At 49.1% G+C, this 15,401-nt stretch carries 16 protein-coding genes; 4 read left to right on the top strand and 12 right to left on the bottom strand.

The genetic code is table 11. From position 1 onward, the window contains the following. The 3 genes from A3750_RS18165 to A3750_RS18175 all read left to right on the top strand — a co-directional run. Positions 1 to 1,369, top strand: a 1,369-nt coding sequence (locus A3750_RS18165) for a methylmalonyl-CoA mutase family protein (RefSeq protein ID WP_197475141.1), incomplete at its 5' end; no start/stop codon positions are given. A 7-nt stretch (positions 1,370 to 1,376) separates the two neighbouring features. Then, entirely contained in the window at positions 1,377 to 2,375 is a 999-nt protein-coding gene (meaB, locus tag A3750_RS18170) for a methylmalonyl Co-A mutase-associated GTPase MeaB (protein ID WP_068455412.1), read from the top strand. A 252-nt stretch (positions 2,376 to 2,627) separates the two neighbouring features. Continuing rightward, the gene (locus A3750_RS18175; protein WP_068465932.1) at positions 2,628 to 3,878 is read left to right on the top strand and encodes an HD-GYP domain-containing protein; all 1,251 of its coding nucleotides are present in this window, start codon (positions 2,628 to 2,630) and stop codon (positions 3,876 to 3,878) included. Between the two features lie 25 nt (positions 3,879 to 3,903). Here A3750_RS18175 and A3750_RS18180 read toward each other — a convergent pair whose 3' ends face one another. From A3750_RS18180 to A3750_RS18225, 10 genes are all read right to left on the bottom strand, one after another. Beyond that, entirely contained in the window at positions 3,904 to 4,152 is a 249-nt protein-coding gene (locus A3750_RS18180; RefSeq protein WP_068458026.1) for a hypothetical protein, read from the bottom strand. Positions 4,153 to 4,167: 15 nt separating this feature from the next. Further along, positions 4,168 to 5,196: a UDP-N-acetylmuramate dehydrogenase gene (gene murB, locus A3750_RS18185; RefSeq protein WP_156498714.1), complete on the bottom strand. Its 1,029-nt coding sequence runs from the start codon at positions 5,194 to 5,196 to the stop codon at positions 4,168 to 4,170. A gap of 9 nt (positions 5,197 to 5,205) precedes the next feature. After that, a complete protein-coding gene (locus A3750_RS18190; protein WP_068458022.1) occupies positions 5,206 to 5,670 on the bottom strand; it encodes a low molecular weight protein-tyrosine-phosphatase in 465 nt (154 codons plus the stop codon). Next, on the bottom strand, positions 5,667 to 6,434 hold the full coding sequence (gene kdsB / locus A3750_RS18195; protein WP_068548570.1) for a 3-deoxy-manno-octulosonate cytidylyltransferase: 768 nt from the start codon (positions 6,432 to 6,434) through the stop codon (positions 5,667 to 5,669). Before kdsB ends, A3750_RS18190 begins: the two co-directional genes overlap by 4 nt. Positions 6,435 to 6,486: 52 nt before the next feature. Beyond that, positions 6,487 to 6,675 (bottom strand): Trm112 family protein, encoded by a 189-nt coding sequence (locus tag A3750_RS18200; RefSeq protein ID WP_068458017.1) that lies wholly within the window; start codon positions 6,673 to 6,675, stop codon positions 6,487 to 6,489. A 27-nt stretch (positions 6,676 to 6,702) separates the two neighbouring features. Then, on the bottom strand, positions 6,703 to 7,746 hold the full coding sequence (gene lpxK, locus A3750_RS18205; protein WP_068458016.1) for a tetraacyldisaccharide 4'-kinase: 1,044 nt from the start codon (positions 7,744 to 7,746) through the stop codon (positions 6,703 to 6,705). Positions 7,747 to 7,802: 56 nt separating this feature from the next. Continuing rightward, entirely contained in the window at positions 7,803 to 9,572 is a 1,770-nt protein-coding gene (gene msbA, locus A3750_RS18210) for a lipid A export permease/ATP-binding protein MsbA (protein ID WP_068465931.1), read from the bottom strand. A 63-nt stretch (positions 9,573 to 9,635) separates the two neighbouring features. Beyond that, complete coding sequence (locus tag A3750_RS18215; RefSeq protein WP_068456215.1) at positions 9,636 to 10,058, bottom strand: biopolymer transporter ExbD; 423 nt, start codon at positions 10,056 to 10,058, stop codon at positions 9,636 to 9,638. Further along, on the bottom strand, positions 10,055 to 10,663 hold the full coding sequence (locus A3750_RS18220) for a MotA/TolQ/ExbB proton channel family protein (RefSeq protein ID WP_369819952.1): 609 nt from the start codon (positions 10,661 to 10,663) through the stop codon (positions 10,055 to 10,057). The genes A3750_RS18215 and A3750_RS18220 overlap by 4 nt, the downstream gene beginning before the upstream one ends. Positions 10,664 to 10,829: 166 nt before the next feature. Next, positions 10,830 to 13,190, bottom strand: a complete 2,361-nt coding sequence (locus tag A3750_RS18225) for a DNA internalization-related competence protein ComEC/Rec2 (RefSeq protein ID WP_156498715.1) — start codon at positions 13,188 to 13,190, stop codon at positions 10,830 to 10,832. A 99-nt stretch (positions 13,191 to 13,289) separates the two neighbouring features. Here A3750_RS18225 and A3750_RS18230 point away from each other — a divergent pair, with 99 nt between their 5' ends. Further along, entirely contained in the window at positions 13,290 to 13,817 is a 528-nt protein-coding gene (locus tag A3750_RS18230) for a DUF2062 domain-containing protein (RefSeq protein WP_068456224.1), read from the top strand. 61 nt (positions 13,818 to 13,878) lie between these two features. Here the strand turns inward: A3750_RS18230 and A3750_RS18235 are convergent, their stop codons facing one another. Beyond that, positions 13,879 to 14,571 (bottom strand): ABC transporter ATP-binding protein, encoded by a 693-nt coding sequence (locus tag A3750_RS18235; protein ID WP_068456226.1) that lies wholly within the window; start codon positions 14,569 to 14,571, stop codon positions 13,879 to 13,881. Next, the coding region (locus A3750_RS18240) for a lipoprotein-releasing ABC transporter permease subunit (protein WP_068548573.1) at positions 14,564 to 15,401 on the bottom strand (838 nt) is incomplete at its 5' end. The genes A3750_RS18235 and A3750_RS18240, both read right to left, overlap by 8 nt.

Consider the following 15,401-nt stretch of genomic DNA (forward strand, 5'->3'; position numbering starts at 1 on the left):
CGAGTATGTGCGCACCGCACTGAACGCAGGTCTAGAAGTGGATGCCTTCGCACCCCGCCTCTCGTTTTTCTGGGGCATCAGCATGAACTTCTACATGGAGATCGCCAAGCTTCGCGCTGGCCGATTGCTGTGGCATCGCATCATGTCGGAGTTCAATCCAAGCAACCCAAAATCCAGCATGCTTCGCACACACTCACAAACCTCTGGCTGGTCGCTTACCGAACAAGACCCATACAACAACGTGATTCGCACTACGATTGAAGCAATGGCAGCAGTTTTTGGCGGCACTCAATCTTTACACACCAATGCGCTAGATGAAGCCGTCGCCCTTCCGACTGAGTTTTCAGCGCGTATTGCGCGAAACACGCAAATCATCATTCAGGAAGAAACCGGCATTACGCAGGTTGCCGATCCATGGGGCGGCTCCTATATGATGGAAACGCTCACTCAACAGATCGCTGATAAAGCGTGGGAGTTGATTGAGGAAATCGAAGAATCTGGCGGTATGGCAAAAGCCATAGAACAAGGCCTGCCGAAAATGCGCATTGAAGAAAGCGCAGCTAAGAAGCAAGCGCGAATTGACCGTGGTGAAGACGTGATTGTTGGGGTAAACAAGTATCAGCTCGACCACGAGGACGATCTGGATATTCTTGAAGTCGATAATGTCGCTGTGCGTGAATCGCAAATCAAGCGCTTAAACGAAATCAAAGCATCCCGAGACAATGCTGCCGTTGAGAAAGCCTTGGCCGCTCTGACTGAATCAGCGAAAACGGGCGAAGGCAATCTACTAGCTTTGAGTGTTGACGCGGCGCGCCTACGAGCCACTGTCGGCGAGATTTCTGATGCTCTGGAAGCGGAGTATGGTCGCTATCAGGCAGAAGCACGAACAATTAGTGGCGTCTATGGTGCGGCCTATGAAGAAGATGCAAATTGGAACATGATTAAAGACGATATTGCAGCGTTTGAGAGCGAGCATGGCCGGCGACCACGCATGCTGGTTTGCAAGATGGGGCAAGACGGCCACGATCGCGGAGCGAAAGTGATCGCAACTGCGTTTGCCGATGTCGGATTTGATATTGATTTGAGCCCGATGTTCTCGACCCCTGAAGAGGTCGCCAAGCAAGCGATTGAGAACGACGTGCATGTTATTGGGGTGAGCTCACAAGCTGCGGGTCATAAAACGCTCGTTCCCTCACTTATAGAGGCATTGAAGGCTCAAGGCGCAGACGATATCGCTGTGGTTGCCGGCGGTGTGATTCCAAAGCAAGATTACGACTTTCTGTTTTCTGCTGGGGTGAAAGGCGTCTTCGGGCCAGGAACACCCATTCCTGATGCAGCACGTCAGGTGCTTGAAGCGATCAAAGGCTAAAGACGAAATGATGGATTCTGCCACCGGCATTGAAGCACTTGCTCAACAACTTGTCTCGGACAATTCTGAGCCAGTGCGACGAAGGGCCCTCGCAAAATCCATCACTCTAATTGAGAGCACAAATCCTCAACATCAGGTGCAGGCGCAAGCGCTTTTAAATCGGATTTTACCTCAAACAGGCAAGGCCAAACGGATTGGTATCAGCGGCACGCCCGGTGTTGGCAAGTCGACGTTTATTGAAGCCTTTGGTCTGCATCTAATTGCACAAGGTTTCCGTGTAGCGGTGCTTGCGGTCGACCCAAGTTCCCCTCTCCGCGGCGGCAGCATATTGGGCGATAAAACACGTATGGAGCGACTTTCTCGCGCTGAAAACGCCTTTATCCGACCCAGCCCTTCTTCCGGCGCGCTTGGCGGCGTTGCACAAAAAACACGTGAAAGCATGCTTTTATGCGAAGCCGCAGGTTTTGATGTCGTGCTCGTTGAAACAGTTGGCGTTGGGCAATCCGAATATGAAGTCGCCTCAATGGTCGATTTTTTTATGGTTCTAATGCAACCTAACGCAGGCGATGAACTGCAAGGCATTAAGCGCGGCATTATGGAGTTAGCCGATGCTCTCGTCATCAACAAAGCCGATGGCGACAGCTTAAAGCAAGCAGAAAGAACCAAGCAGCACTGCGAAAACGCCCTACATCTCATGCGAGGTGAAGGCGATTGGGAGCCTGTTGCGCTCACTTGCTCGGCACTCACAAACAACGGTATGGAAGATATTGAGGCGATGCTTGATCGCTTTTTTGAGCAAGCAAACAGCTCAGGCTCACTCTCCGAAAAACGAAACAATCAATCCAAGGCTTGGCTAGAGACTCTCATCGAGCAAGAATTAAAGCGCATGTTCGAAGAGCACCCCTCGGTAAAAGAGCACCTTGCTGAACAACAAAAGGCCGTTATAGTCGGTCAAAGTACGCCGTTTGAGGCCGCCCAACATCTTTTAAGGCTGTTCAGTTCCTAAGTGCCCTCTTTCCCGCACTTAGAGCGTTGCGAAGTTCTCTTCAAAGAACTAAATTTTTCACGCAACCCCCATCCTCCAAACCGATAGTTTTTTTAAGCCGTTCTCATTTCATTGAGCATAAGAAGCGTTTTTTTAGACGGCTGAAATTTATTGAACTAATCTTAAAGTTCCAAGATCGTTAAATTTTTAGGTGCTAACGAGAGCTTTAGAGGCTTACGTGCGCGGTTTTACCAAGGTCTTTAAGAAAGAATAATGTCATCGAGCCATATCAACAAGCCTAGCCCTCTCGACAAGACGAGCAAGACAGAGGTCAAAGTTCCGGTAGAAGTTCTTGAAATCGGTATGTATGTTTCCAATCCTGATCGCCCATGGACGGAGCTTCCCGTGCTCCTGCAAGGCTTTAGGATCAGCTCCATCGATGACATCACCATGTTTCAAACCCATTGCAGCCATGTATTTATCGAAACCGATGACCCACGTTGGCTCAAGGCTGAAGAAGCAACGCAAAAAACGCCAACTCAGTTAATCGCCGGATTTCGCGAAACACGTGACATTCATGAGGAAATGCCCCGCGCTAAGTTCACTCTAGAGAAAACCCACGAACATATCGAAAAAGTACTAAACGACATCAACAACGGAGAAGCATTTGCTGTCGAAGAATCTCGCGCCGTTGTGCGCGAGTGCATGACGAGTATCATCAGCAACGCAAACGCGATGCTTTGGCTTACCAAGATCAAGAACGAAGACAAATACACCTCTGAACACTGCATGCGCGTAGGCGTACTTTCAATCGCATTTGGTCGTTTTTTAGGTCTTCCGGACCAAGACCTTCAACTGCTCGGCTTAGCAGGCATGCTGCACGATGTGGGAAAGACAAAAACCCCACCAGACATACTCAACAAGCCGCGCAATCTAAGCTCAGACGAATATGAAATCATGAAGCAACATGCCGTCTTTGGAAGAGAAATTCTTGGTAAACAAGAGGGGCTAGAGCAACTCGTAATTGATACAGCGCACTACCACCATGAGCGCGTTGACAGTTCGGGCTATCCGGAGCAGCTGGATGCAAGCCTTCTTCACCAGTTTATTCGCATGGTCTCTATCGTCGACGTCTACGATGCCATTACCAGTGATCGCTGCTATCAGCGAGGCAAGTCTGCTTTTGAAGCACTGAAAATTCTCTTTGGCGAAACAAACAAGCATTTCGACAAAAAGCTCGTGGAAGCCTTTATCCGCATGATAGGTATCTACCCGCCGGGAACGCTCGTTGAAATGAGCAATGGAGAGGTCGGCATTGTTGTTTCTTCAAACCCTGACGCACGGCTTAAACCGAAGGTAGAGCTAGTGACCGATGCAAACAAAAAACTAAGATCACCTTATGTCATAGACCTGTCGGCGACACCAAAAGATTCTACTGGCACACCGTTCGCTATTAAGAATGGCCTACCAAACCATACCTTTGGCATTGATATTAAAGACTATCTGTTTCGCCCACAAACCTAGTGCTGATGCTCTGGCACGGGCACAACTACCACAGCCAATTCATAACCAGATCACCACCTACTTCACGCCCGTGACTTGAGCGTGTATACATGTCCGCTAAGCTTAACAGCCAGTCTTCATCCAACTCATGGTCAATACCTAAAGCGAGCGTGACAGCGTGTGGGCCTCTGTTCTGTCCAACAAAATTTTGCGTATTACTCGGGTCGAAGTTAAACGATGCTTTCACGTCGTGCTCGCTATTGTGTTCCGCCAAAACATCGTAATCGTATCGCACTTCTATGCGTAATTTTTAATCATGGCGCGGCTCCTGTTGTTGCTCTTGAATAACAACCGGCTCTATCTCAAGCTCTACCGAAAAAATACTTTTAATCTGACTTTGAATACTCGCCGCCAGGTCCAAAATATCATGTTGCTGCGCACCACCTGTATTGGTAAGCACGAGAGCCTGACGATCATGCACACGCGCAGCACCTAACTGCTTTGCTTTGAAGCCCGCCTGATCAATCAGCCAACCGGCCGCTACCTTAACGCTATTGTGTCCTTGGGGATATCCGACCACTCCGGGAAAATCGAACTGCAACGCATCAAAAGCGCGCTTTGAAATCACAGGGTTTTTGAAAAAACTGCCTGTATTGGGAATAACCGAAGGGTCTGGGAGCTTTTCCGAACGAACAGCGATCACCGTGTCGCGCACTAACTGCAGCGATAAATCTGGGCTATCTTGAAGGGTTTGTAGCTCGCCATAAGTCAAAACAAACCGAGGCTGCTTTGAAAGCTCAAAACACACTTCGGTAATCACATAACGTCCTGAGTGCCGTTTGAAAACACTATCGCGATAGGCGAATTCGCACTCGTTACGCGTCAGTTCAACAAATCTCTGAAGCTGCCTGTCATAAGCGCGCACCCTTAACACACGCTCTTTTAGCTCAACGCCATAAGCACCAATATTCTGAACGGGTGCGGCACCAACACATCCAGGGATCAACGACAGATTTTCCAGCCCGTAATAGCCCTGCGCGACGCTCCAGGCAACCAAGGCATCCCATACAACCGCAGCACCAACGCGCAACACGACGCTTGTTTCAGTCTCTTGCTCGACATTGATATCTGCGTGCTTTAGGCTCACAACCGGTTGACGAATTCGTTCAGGAAGTATGACGTTACTACCCCCTCCTAGAATCAAGACATCGCCTCTAACGCCTTGAAAAACCGCTAGTACCTCATCATCGGTTGCCAATTCCACAAAGCGCTCGGCGACACAAGGCAACGCCATCGTATTACGTTCAGTCAAATCCAGCTGCGAGTATCGAGGTGCCACAGGTTAGGCCTACTTAGAAAGGATGTCTTCAAGCAAGCCTTCGCAGGCCGACTCGACTAAATCCAGAACATGCTCAAAGCCCCGCTCGCCGCCATAATAGGGGTCGGGTACTTCGGTCTCGCTATAGTCACCAAAGGACAAAAATAACTGGGGAATCACTTTGGCATCTTTCGGGCAGAGCAAATCAAGCTCACGCAGGTTTGCCTCATCCATCGCAAGAATGTAATCAAACTCGTAAAAATCATTGCTTTGAACCTGTCGAGCCCTCAAATGCGATAAGTCATAACCACGTTTTCTAGCATGCGCTGTCGCGCGCTTGTCTGGCGACTCACCAATGTGCCAACCGCCGGTACCACAAGAATCAATGTGAATCTGCTCAGCAAGCCCCTTGGCTTTTACAAGCGACTCAAATACACCATGCGCAGTGGGTGAACGGCAAATATTACCCAAGCAAACGAACAGCACGCGCGTCATTTCGCACCCTTAAAATACTGACGCACACGCTCTAAATCTTCCTGTGTATCCACGCCTGAAGGAGGCGCTTCAGCTGCGATATCGATGTGTATTCGCACACCATTGCTGAGCGCGCGCAACTGCTCAAGCTTTTCGACTTGCTCCGTCATACTGGGCAGCCATTGCACATACTGGCGAAGAAAACCAACGCGATAAGCATACATACCGATATGGCGATAATACTCTGCTTTTGAAGACAATCGAGGAGGTGTTTCAGTTAAGGCATCGCGTGCGTAAGGAATCGGCGCACGACTAAAATACGAGGCAAAACCATGCTCATCAAAAACAACTTTCACCGCGTTGGGATTGAGAACAGTATCTAAATCGTGAATACGCTCGCACAGCGTTGCGATGCCCGCTTCCGGATGATCATCCAAATTTTGCGCGACTTGCTCAACCAACGCCTTTGGAATCAAGGGTTCATCGCCTTGAACATTCACAACAATCTCGTCCTCATCAAGGTCAAGCTTGCTAACCACTTCTTCAAGCCGGTCGGTCCCGGACGGATGATCAGCCGAGGTCATCATCACCTCGGCTCCGGCCGCCTTACAAACGGATTCGATATCAGGATGATCTGTCGCCACAATCACGCGATGAGCACCAAGGTCTTGCACCTGATCATACACACGCTGAATCATTGGCTTGCCTGCGATATCAAGCAGCGGTTTACCTGGCAATCGCTGAGAAGCAAAGCGTGCTGGAATAATGACGGTATATCGCAACATTAAAACAACCTTCTATTTTATATGGTGGCTTTTGCTTATCTAAAGACGTGGTTTAGTCTTTGCTCAGTTTCTCGTCTGTCGTCAAGGTGCGCGCCTCAGACTCAAGCATCACCGGAATGTCGTCGCGAATCGGGTAGGCAACACCATCTGCTTTACAAATGAGTTCCTGGGCATCCTTGTCATACTTCAGCTCACCTTTACAAAGCGGGCAAGCGAGAATCGAGAGTAACTTCTTATCCAAAACAGTGTCCCTTAATTAAAACCGTATTCAATTTTCCAGCCGTGCGAGACGACCCATTTCATTGAGCTGATTGTAAAGCCTCTCACCTAGATTGTCTTGAAGTTCCGGCTCAACACGCAGGAACCAAGCATCTTCACAATGTAGATCTTTGCATTTTGCCGCGTCTTTTTCGGTCATGAGGATCGCTGTTTTTTTATCGTTCAGATCTTTTTGCTTGTAGCCATAATGGTCTGGGTAAGGGTATTCATCGCACCTGAGGCCCAGGGCCTGCAAGGTACCAAAAAAACGCTGCGGATTGCCGATCGCAGCAATCGAAGAAAAACGTTGCGACGCGTAACGCTCTACAAAGGTATTTACATCGATACTTTCAGAACCATCCAAACGAACAAACTGCTTCGGAGTAAGCTGCATGTGCGTTCGAAAAACGGAATCCGGCAATGACGTAAGCAATGTCATCTCCGTCTCCAATGCGCCATTACAGACAATGGCATCCACTTCGAATAACCGAGATACGGGCTCTCTCAATGGTCCCGTCGGCAACAGCTGACCATTGCCAATACCGCGTTTGCCATCAATGACGCATAGCTCAATATCTCGATGCATTTTATAGTGCTGAAGACCATCATCAGCGACCACCAAATCAACGCCAACATTCGCCAGATAGTCGACTGCCCTTTGACGATCTGGACTCAAAGCAATGTCGCACCCCAACAACTGTTTCAACATGAGAGGCTCGTCGCCAACTTCACTGGCTTTGCTCTCTAGCCTGACTATTCGAACCTCACTTTGGGGGATCGCGACCCCATAACCTCGACTAACAACGCCAACTCGGTACCCTCTGCCTTCAAAGTAACGCACCAGATAGCTGACTAAAGGGGATTTACCCGTACCACCGGCCGTAATATTGCCGACTACAATCACGGGGACGGAGCTAGTAGGGGGAGAAGGTTTGAAAAAAGAACGAATCAACAACACTAAGCCAAAAAGCAGAGATAGCGGCAAAAAGAGCCAAGGCCACAAGGCTTTTTGATACCATGCATTGCTCAGTTTTTCAGCAAAGCCTTGACTCATTTCATTTAGCTCGGTTGTTGGAGAGGCAGCTTAATTTGTCGTTGTTTAAAGCGTCGCTATACTTCGTCGCTCTGGGCCATCTTATAAAGCTTGGCGTACTCACCGTCTTTGGCGAGCAACTCTGCATGCGAACCCTGCTCTACGATGTAACCATTATCCATCACGACAATCACATCGGCCTCTTCTATAGTAGATAAACGGTGCGCAATAACGAGCGTAGTTCGGCCGACCATCAACTCATCCAGCTCTTTCTGAATCACTTTCTCAGATTCGTTATCAAGCGCAGACGTCGCCTCATCCAATATCAGTAGAGGAGCATCTTTCAACAAAGCCCGTGCAATCGCCAGCCGCTGACGCTGGCCACCGGAAAGCGAAACGCCGTTGTCGCCAATTTCTGTATTGAAGCCGGAATCTTTATCTGTAATAAAATCAAGCGCGTTTGCCTTGGTTGCGACCGCCTGCAACTCGCTTTCTGGCGCGCCTTTAAGATTGCCATAGGCAATGTTGTTTGCGATGGTGTCGTTAAACAGCGTGACATGCTGTGTCACCAAGCCTATCTGGTCACGCAGAGAGCGCAGAGTATAGTCAGCCAAGGGCACGCCATCCAACTCAATACTTCCTGCGGAGGGCTCGTAAAATCGGGGCAACAAATTGGCCACGGTGGATTTACCGCTCCCTGAACGCCCCACCAACGCGACAGTTTGTCCTGGCTCTATTGTCAGATTGAACTGTTTGAGCACGTCTTGTTCACTTGTCGGATATCGAAAACGAACGTCTTTAAACTCGATTCGCCCCGTCACCTTTTCGAGTACCTTTTCGCCTTTGTCTTCCTCAGGGTCGGCGTCCATGACTGCAAATAAATCACGGGCGGCTGCAACTCCACGCTGAATCTTCTCGTTAATCTGTGTCAGCTGTCGAATTGGCTTAGCCATCGTAGAGGCGGCAGTAATAATGACCACAAACGTCGCCGCGGTCATATCTCCTCGAACGTCCGGAGCAAGAGCCAGCCAAATCAAAATAGAAACCGACAACGCCACCAATAACTGAATAACTGGTGTGCTCACCATCTTGGTAAGCTCCATTTTTAAGCTTTGTACTAAGTTGTACTTACTCGAATCGAGAAAACGCTCTTGCTCGTACTCTTCGCCGCCAAATATTCGAACAACTTTGTAACCCGTAACGACCTCCGAGGTGACATGAGTAACATCGCCAACAGAGCTCATGATGCGCTTGCTTAACTTGCGAAAGCGCTTGCTCACATAGCTCAACACAAAACCAATCAGCGGGCCTAAGCTTAAGAAAATAAGTGTAAGTTTCCAGTTCGCATGCACCATCACTCCAAGTAGGAATAAAACGGTAAGACCCTCGCGAATAGAGACGGTAATGGCATCGGTCGTGGCGGATGACACTTGTTCAACGTTGTACGTAATGCGCGAAATCAGATGTCCGGACGAATTACTGTCAAAAAACGCGGTGGGCAGTTTAAGATAGCTATCGAAAATATTCAGACGCATTTGATGGACAATATTTCGTCCGACATAGGCAATATAATAGCCCCCAAGAAAACCGCCCAAGCCACGCATGGCGAACAACCCCAAAATCAATGCGGGAAGCATTATTCGCCCTTCTGGCGTTGGGTTTTCTACGGTTTTAATCACATACTCAAGCGCCTGTACCATTGCAGCGCTGGCGCCAGCATAGATAAAGTTACCTAAGACACTGAGAGCAAAAAAGAATTTTAGAGGTTTCAGGTACACCAAAAGGCGGCGATAAACCTGCCAATTGGAGTCTTCATTTTCCTGTAACGCTTGCGCGTCTTTTATCATAGTGGGCCGCTAACCTAAGTAAATCTGCAAGAAACCGCCCCTACTACATGGGCGGGCGTGCGATTAATTTTTCGACTGCGCTCTTTGCGTTGTGATACTCAGCTGAACAAACCCGAGTTGACCTGCGACATCCATAACACGAACAACATATTCGTGGTCGGTTTTTGAGTCTGCGGTAATAATAAACGGTATCTTGGTGTTTCCGTTTGAAATTCTCTCAACCGCCTTCTTCAGGGTATCTTCCTGATTGTTGATCAGTGCTCTCTCATTTACAGAGAACTCACCTTCAGCATTAATGATCACTTCAATCTCGTCAGCCGTTGGTTTCGCCGGATCTGCACTCGACTGAGGCAAATCGATCTCCAAATGGCTTTCCTTAGTAAAAGTGGTCGATACCATGAAAAAAATCAACAACAAAAACACCACATCAATCAGCGGTGTTAAGTTGACTGAAACTTCTTCAGAGGATTGGCGTTTGAAATTCAAGGCGTTGTTTCCTCTGCACGCGATGGTTCGCGCTCGCCTTGAACAACCTCTACAAGGCGTAAGGCGTCTTGCTCCATATCAACAACGATCTCGTCAACACGGCGCAAAAAGTAACGGTGAAAAATCAAGGCTGGGATTGCGACCGTCAGGCCTGCCGCTGTTGTGATCAACGCCTCAGAGATACCACCAGCAAGTGCAGCTGCGTTTCCAGCACCTTCAAGTTGCAACTGGGCGAACACCTTAATCATACCAATGACCGTTCCCAATAAGCCAAGCAAGGGCGCGATCACGGCAACAGTACCAAGGCCGGTCAGGAACCGCTCCATCTCGTGTACAACGTGGCTTGCCTCTTCCTGGATACTTTCTTTCATGACTTCACGGCCATGCTTTGCATTGACAAGCCCTGCCGCCAAGATACGTCCAATTGGCGCCGCTTCTTTCAGCTCACGAAGTTTTTTCGAATCAAGTTCCTTTCGCTTGATCCATCCCCAAAGGTCATTCACGAGCGCTTTAGGCGCAAGACGATTCACGCGAAGCGTCCAAAAGCGTTCAATGATAATGGCTAAAGCGAGTACAGAACAAAGCAGTAGGGGGAACATAACCATTCCGCCTGGCTTTAATAAATCTAACACTGAAGATTCTCCCGAGAAGCGTGCAGCTTATACTTTTTCGATGGCATAAGAGCCTGATTGGGCTGTACTTTATCACAATCGCGCTGTTTGAAAAGTGCGGTCAAGCCGCAAACTTGGTTACGTTTCGGAAAGTTGTGCTTCAGCGAGCAAGCCAATAGACGTCAGACTGGTTTCTCGAGCGTTCAAGCTCTAATCGAGTATCGCCTCCTACAGACACCTGTTTCACCTTAAAAATCAACGCGCCGGTATCGGCTGTATTATGGACCTCAGCACCAAAACGCTTCGCCCTTCCCACCGCCTCTGCAGATGGGTGCTGAAAACGATTTCCATAGCCGGAGGAGAAGATGACGTAAGAAGGTTTTACATGCTTTAAAAGCGAAATACGCGTTGCGGCTTTTGCGCCGTGGTGACCGGCTATCAACACTTCAGACCTCAACTCATCTAGCTTACCCAGCTGCGCATAATGGCGAATGAACGCACGTTCATACTCCCCCTCAAGATCCCCCATTACCAAGAATCTGTATCCGAACAACGTAAAGCGCACCACGCAAGAACGCGCATTACCACGAGCCTGTTCAAGAGTCGGGTTCGCTGCGGGCCACAGCACCGACATCAACAACGCGCCCGTATTCAATCGCTGCCCTAACATGCAGGGACGCACTCTCTGCTCTTTCGGCATTTCCGTTCTCTCGGGCTCTCCGAGAAGCGCGACGCGCGGTTGCAGTTTGGTCGCTAGCCACTTAGCGTCACCGGCATGATCCGCATCACCATGACTTACAACCAAGTACGTTTTTCTGACTAAGCCCGCATACTCTCGAAGATAGGAAAGAAGTACGGTCTTGGCGGATGAGTACTTCGCATAACTTGGACCCGTATCGTAGATCCAAAGCTGCTCATCTTGCTGGGCGACAAGGGAAAGCCCCTGCCCTACATCGAGAACAGCAAACTGCTCGACCGACGATACCGAGCTAATGCCGCCAAAACGTGTGTTCAAAACCAACAAAAAGATCAATAAAAGCAAACCGGCTGCCAACCAAAGCAACCTGAGCCGACCCATGATCAATAGAAAAAGCAGCAATGCAGAGTAGCTCACGCCATATAGAATTTGATCTAGCTGCTCGCGCGCTGAGTTTGCAGCAGCACCAACCCCCAACCCAAACTCCAACCCTATAGCGAGGAAAGCGAATAAGAAATTCAAAACGGTATCCACTACATCAAAACCGATGGAGGCCATCACCGGTAGCAAAGCACTCACCAGCACAGAAAGAAGTGACAAAGGCAATACAACAACGGACACCCAAGGGATAGCCACTAGATTCGCAGGTAAGGAAAATACAGAGCTATGCATAGCAAAGTGCGTCTGAATTGGCATCAAACCAAGTGTCAGCAGGCACTGCAGGATAATCATGCTCTTCAGAAGTCCATAAGAGCGACCTTTTAGCAACATGCGGTAAATTAGAATCAACCAGAATACTGCGACAAAAGAAAACCAAAAACCGGGATTTAAAGGCGCTAACGGATCAATACCCAATACAAGCACCAGAGCTAACAGGTATGCCGACCACGCCCCACCCGGAACCTTGCCACTAAGTAAGGCCATCGCGCAGAGCATCATCACATAGGCGCGCTGCGCAGACGGAGAGAAGCCAACCATTGCAATGTAAGCCAGCCCCACTAGCGCAACCGCGGGAAAGACAAAATACCGGATACCAGCCTTCTGGAGCATGAAGTAGACCAGCCAGCAAACAATACCAACATGAAGGCCCGAGATCGCCATTAAGTGCTGAGTGCCACTCAACTTAAGCACTTCGCTCTGATGTGCGCTAATCTCAGCGCGATGCCCGAGGACCAACGCGATCACAACACCAGACTGATCTAAACCAGAGAGTTGGGAGTCCAGATAGCGCTTTAATTTCCACCGCTGCTCCGTAACAAGCGACAACATATGTTGCGAAAGCGAACAGTCAAAGCGCTCTAGCGACTTGGCGTAAGCAAAACCAACAATCCGCTCAGCAAACAAATATCGCTCGTAGCTCCCCGACCAGGGATTAAACGAACTGCGCGGGGCTTTTAGTTTCACCGTGCCCTGCCAACACATACCTGACTCTGGGCGAGGCGCATCACCTGACAAGGAAAGCAGATAACGTCCGCGATCAGTGCACAGCGTCACACGCACACCAAAATCATGATTGACCGGGATACTGCATAAGTAACCTGACACGAACTTGTGCTCGCCCGACTCTGATTCAGCTACTCTCATATTCTGATGGCTAGCAACTTCCCAAGAAGCATAACTCACACCAAACAAAGCCAAGAGAAAAACGGTCAACAGCTGTTTTAAAGCGCCTTGTAACCGCCGACGAAAACGCGCGCTGAATAAGCCACAATAAACACAAACAAAGAAGCAGATCGCAACAAAAATCGCTAACGCTGCAAATGGACTTGGACTAAAATGAACGAGCAAGACGCCCGTGCAAAAGGCAAATAAACTTGGATACATTATCTCTTCCGTGAGATAAGATTCACGCAATCCTTGCGCAAAACAGCAAATGAGAATTAGATAGCAGCCCAAAGTTTGAGCTTGCTAGCAGTCGCCATCATGCCAAAAGATTTTCTAAAAAAACACTTACCAAAGCCGGAAAACATTCGGAACAATAAGTCCCTTCGTTTTCTTGGCGACATGATCCATGAGCCAAATCTGTGGCACATGAATCGTCATAGCGTCACCAAAGCCATCGCCATAGGACTTTTCTGGGGCTGTATCCCAATGCCATTTCAGATGGTTGCCGCCGCATTCTTTGCTGTTTGGTTGAACGCTAATCTGCCGCTATCGGTAATGACCGTTTGGTTTAGCAACCCGATCACCATGCCACCTATTTTCTACTTTGAATACCTTGTCGGAACGTGGGTATTGGGTATGCCTCCCCTGGGTTTTGAGTATGAGCTCTCCTGGGCATGGCTGGAATCAAGGCTCTATTCCGTCGGTGTTCCGATGTACTTGGGCTCGCTCATTGTCGGAACTGCGGCAGCTGCAATTGGTTATTTTGTCATGTCGTGGCTGCTCAAGCGAAATGTTCGAAAACGCTGGGCCGAGCGAATAGCCAAAAGACAACAAAGGGATAGCTAGACCAGGACGGCGCCGGCGCATTGAAAACAAAACTATTTTGGATACTCTGCTTTAGAGGCCGCTAGACGGCAATCAGGCCACCCTGCTCTAGATGCAGTGCGCGATCCATTTTGGACGCCAAACCGGTATCATGCGTCACAACAACGAAACTTGTGCCGCTCTCGGCCCTTAGATTCAGCATAAGCGCTTGAATAGACTGAGCTGTTTGCTCATCTAAGTTACCTGTTGGCTCATCCATCATGACGACCCGAGGGTTGTTTACTAAAGCCCTTGCAATTGCGACACGCTGGCGCTCACCGCCCGAAAGCTCAGAAGGCTTATGTGTTAGACGAGCTGAGAGACCAACCCGCTCCAACAAAGCTGCGGATTGCTCTAGAGCCCGCTTCTTGTTAACTCCAGCGATAATCAGCGGCATCGCCGCATTCTCTTGCGCACTGAATTCAGCAAGCAAATGATGAAACTGATAAACAAAACCTAGATGCTGATTCCGCAAAGCAGTTATCTGCCGATCATTCGCGGAACCAAGATCAACACCACACAGACGCACAGCGCCGGAGCTAGGAGCGTCTAAGCCACCAAGTATATTCAACAGCGTGGTTTTTCCGGCTCCAGAACTACCGATAATCCCGACGGTCTCACCCGCTTTTAAATGAAAATCTAGGTTTTCAAAAATTGTCAGCGCGGACACACCATCATTATACGTTTTACCCAATCCACTGGCTTCGATTACCGTCTGTGCTGCCACATCACTCATACCGTAACGCCTCCGCAGGTTTAACCTTCGAAGCGCGCCAGGCCGGGTAAAGTGTCGCCAAAAGGCTTAAACAAAGAGCAGACCCAGTGATAATGGACACATCACTCCAACGCAATTCGGATGGCAAATCACTGATGAAATAGACGTCTGGACTAAGAAACTGCATTTGCATGACAGACTCAACAAAAGAGATGATCTCAGAAACATTCAATGCCAATAGTACTCCGAGGACAGTACCGACGATGGTACCAACGACGCCAATGTACGCACCCTGCACAATGAAAATACCCATAATTGCGCGAGGACTCGCCCCCATTGTCCTTAGTATGGCGATGTCCGACGTCTTATCTGTCACGACCATCACCAAAGTGGAAATAATATTAAACGCAGCAACAGCGACGATGACCATTAATAACAAACCAATCAGCGTCTTCTCCATTTTGATCGCAGAAAACAAATTGCCGTGGGTCAATGTCCAATCGACACTGTAATAGGCTTCATCAAGACTGCTCGCGAGCTGTCTTGAAACAAACGGCGCGTCAAACAGGTTATCCATTTTTAGACGAATGCCGTTCACGTAGCCAGTCATTCGCATGACCTTGGCCGCATCCTCCATATGTATAAGCGCTAATTGTCCATCCAGGTCAGCCCCAACACGAAATATTCCACTAACCGTAAATCGCTTAAGACGAGGAAACACGCCAGCCGGCGTCAATGACGCCTCTGGCAAAACCACCGTTACTCTATCGCCCGCCTGAACGCGCAACTGCCTTGCCAACATATCTCCTAGAATAATCTTGAACTCGCCTGGGGCAAGATCCTCAAGCGCG

The sequence above is a fragment of the Oleiphilus sp. HI0079 genome (assembly GCF_001635105.1).

Bases quoted from the DNA above. Each gene is read 5' to 3' on its own strand.
- meaB (WP_068455412.1), top strand. From the start codon at position 1,377: ATGATGGATTCTGCCACCGGCATTGAAGCACTTGCTCAACAACTTGTC.
- msbA (WP_068465931.1), bottom strand. From the start codon at position 9,572: ATGATAAAAGACGCGCAAGCGTTACAGGAAAATGAAGACTCCAATTGG.
- A3750_RS18175 (WP_068465932.1), top strand. From the start codon at position 2,628: ATGTCATCGAGCCATATCAACAAGCCTAGCCCTCTCGACAAGACGAGC.
- A3750_RS18235 (WP_068456226.1), bottom strand. From the start codon at position 14,571: ATGAGTGATGTGGCAGCACAGACGGTAATCGAAGCCAGTGGATTGGGT.
- A3750_RS18190 (WP_068458022.1), bottom strand. From the start codon at position 5,670: ATGACGCGCGTGCTGTTCGTTTGCTTGGGTAATATTTGCCGTTCACCC.
- A3750_RS18225 (WP_156498715.1), bottom strand. From the start codon at position 13,190: ATGTATCCAAGTTTATTTGCCTTTTGCACGGGCGTCTTGCTCGTTCAT.
- A3750_RS18220 (WP_369819952.1), bottom strand. From the start codon at position 10,663: ATGGTTATGTTCCCCCTACTGCTTTGTTCTGTACTCGCTTTAGCCATT.
- lpxK (WP_068458016.1), bottom strand. From the start codon at position 7,746: ATGAGTCAAGGCTTTGCTGAAAAACTGAGCAATGCATGGTATCAAAAA.
- A3750_RS18230 (WP_068456224.1), top strand. From the start codon at position 13,290: ATGCCAAAAGATTTTCTAAAAAAACACTTACCAAAGCCGGAAAACATT.
- kdsB (WP_068548570.1), bottom strand. From the start codon at position 6,434: ATGTTGCGATATACCGTCATTATTCCAGCACGCTTTGCTTCTCAGCGA.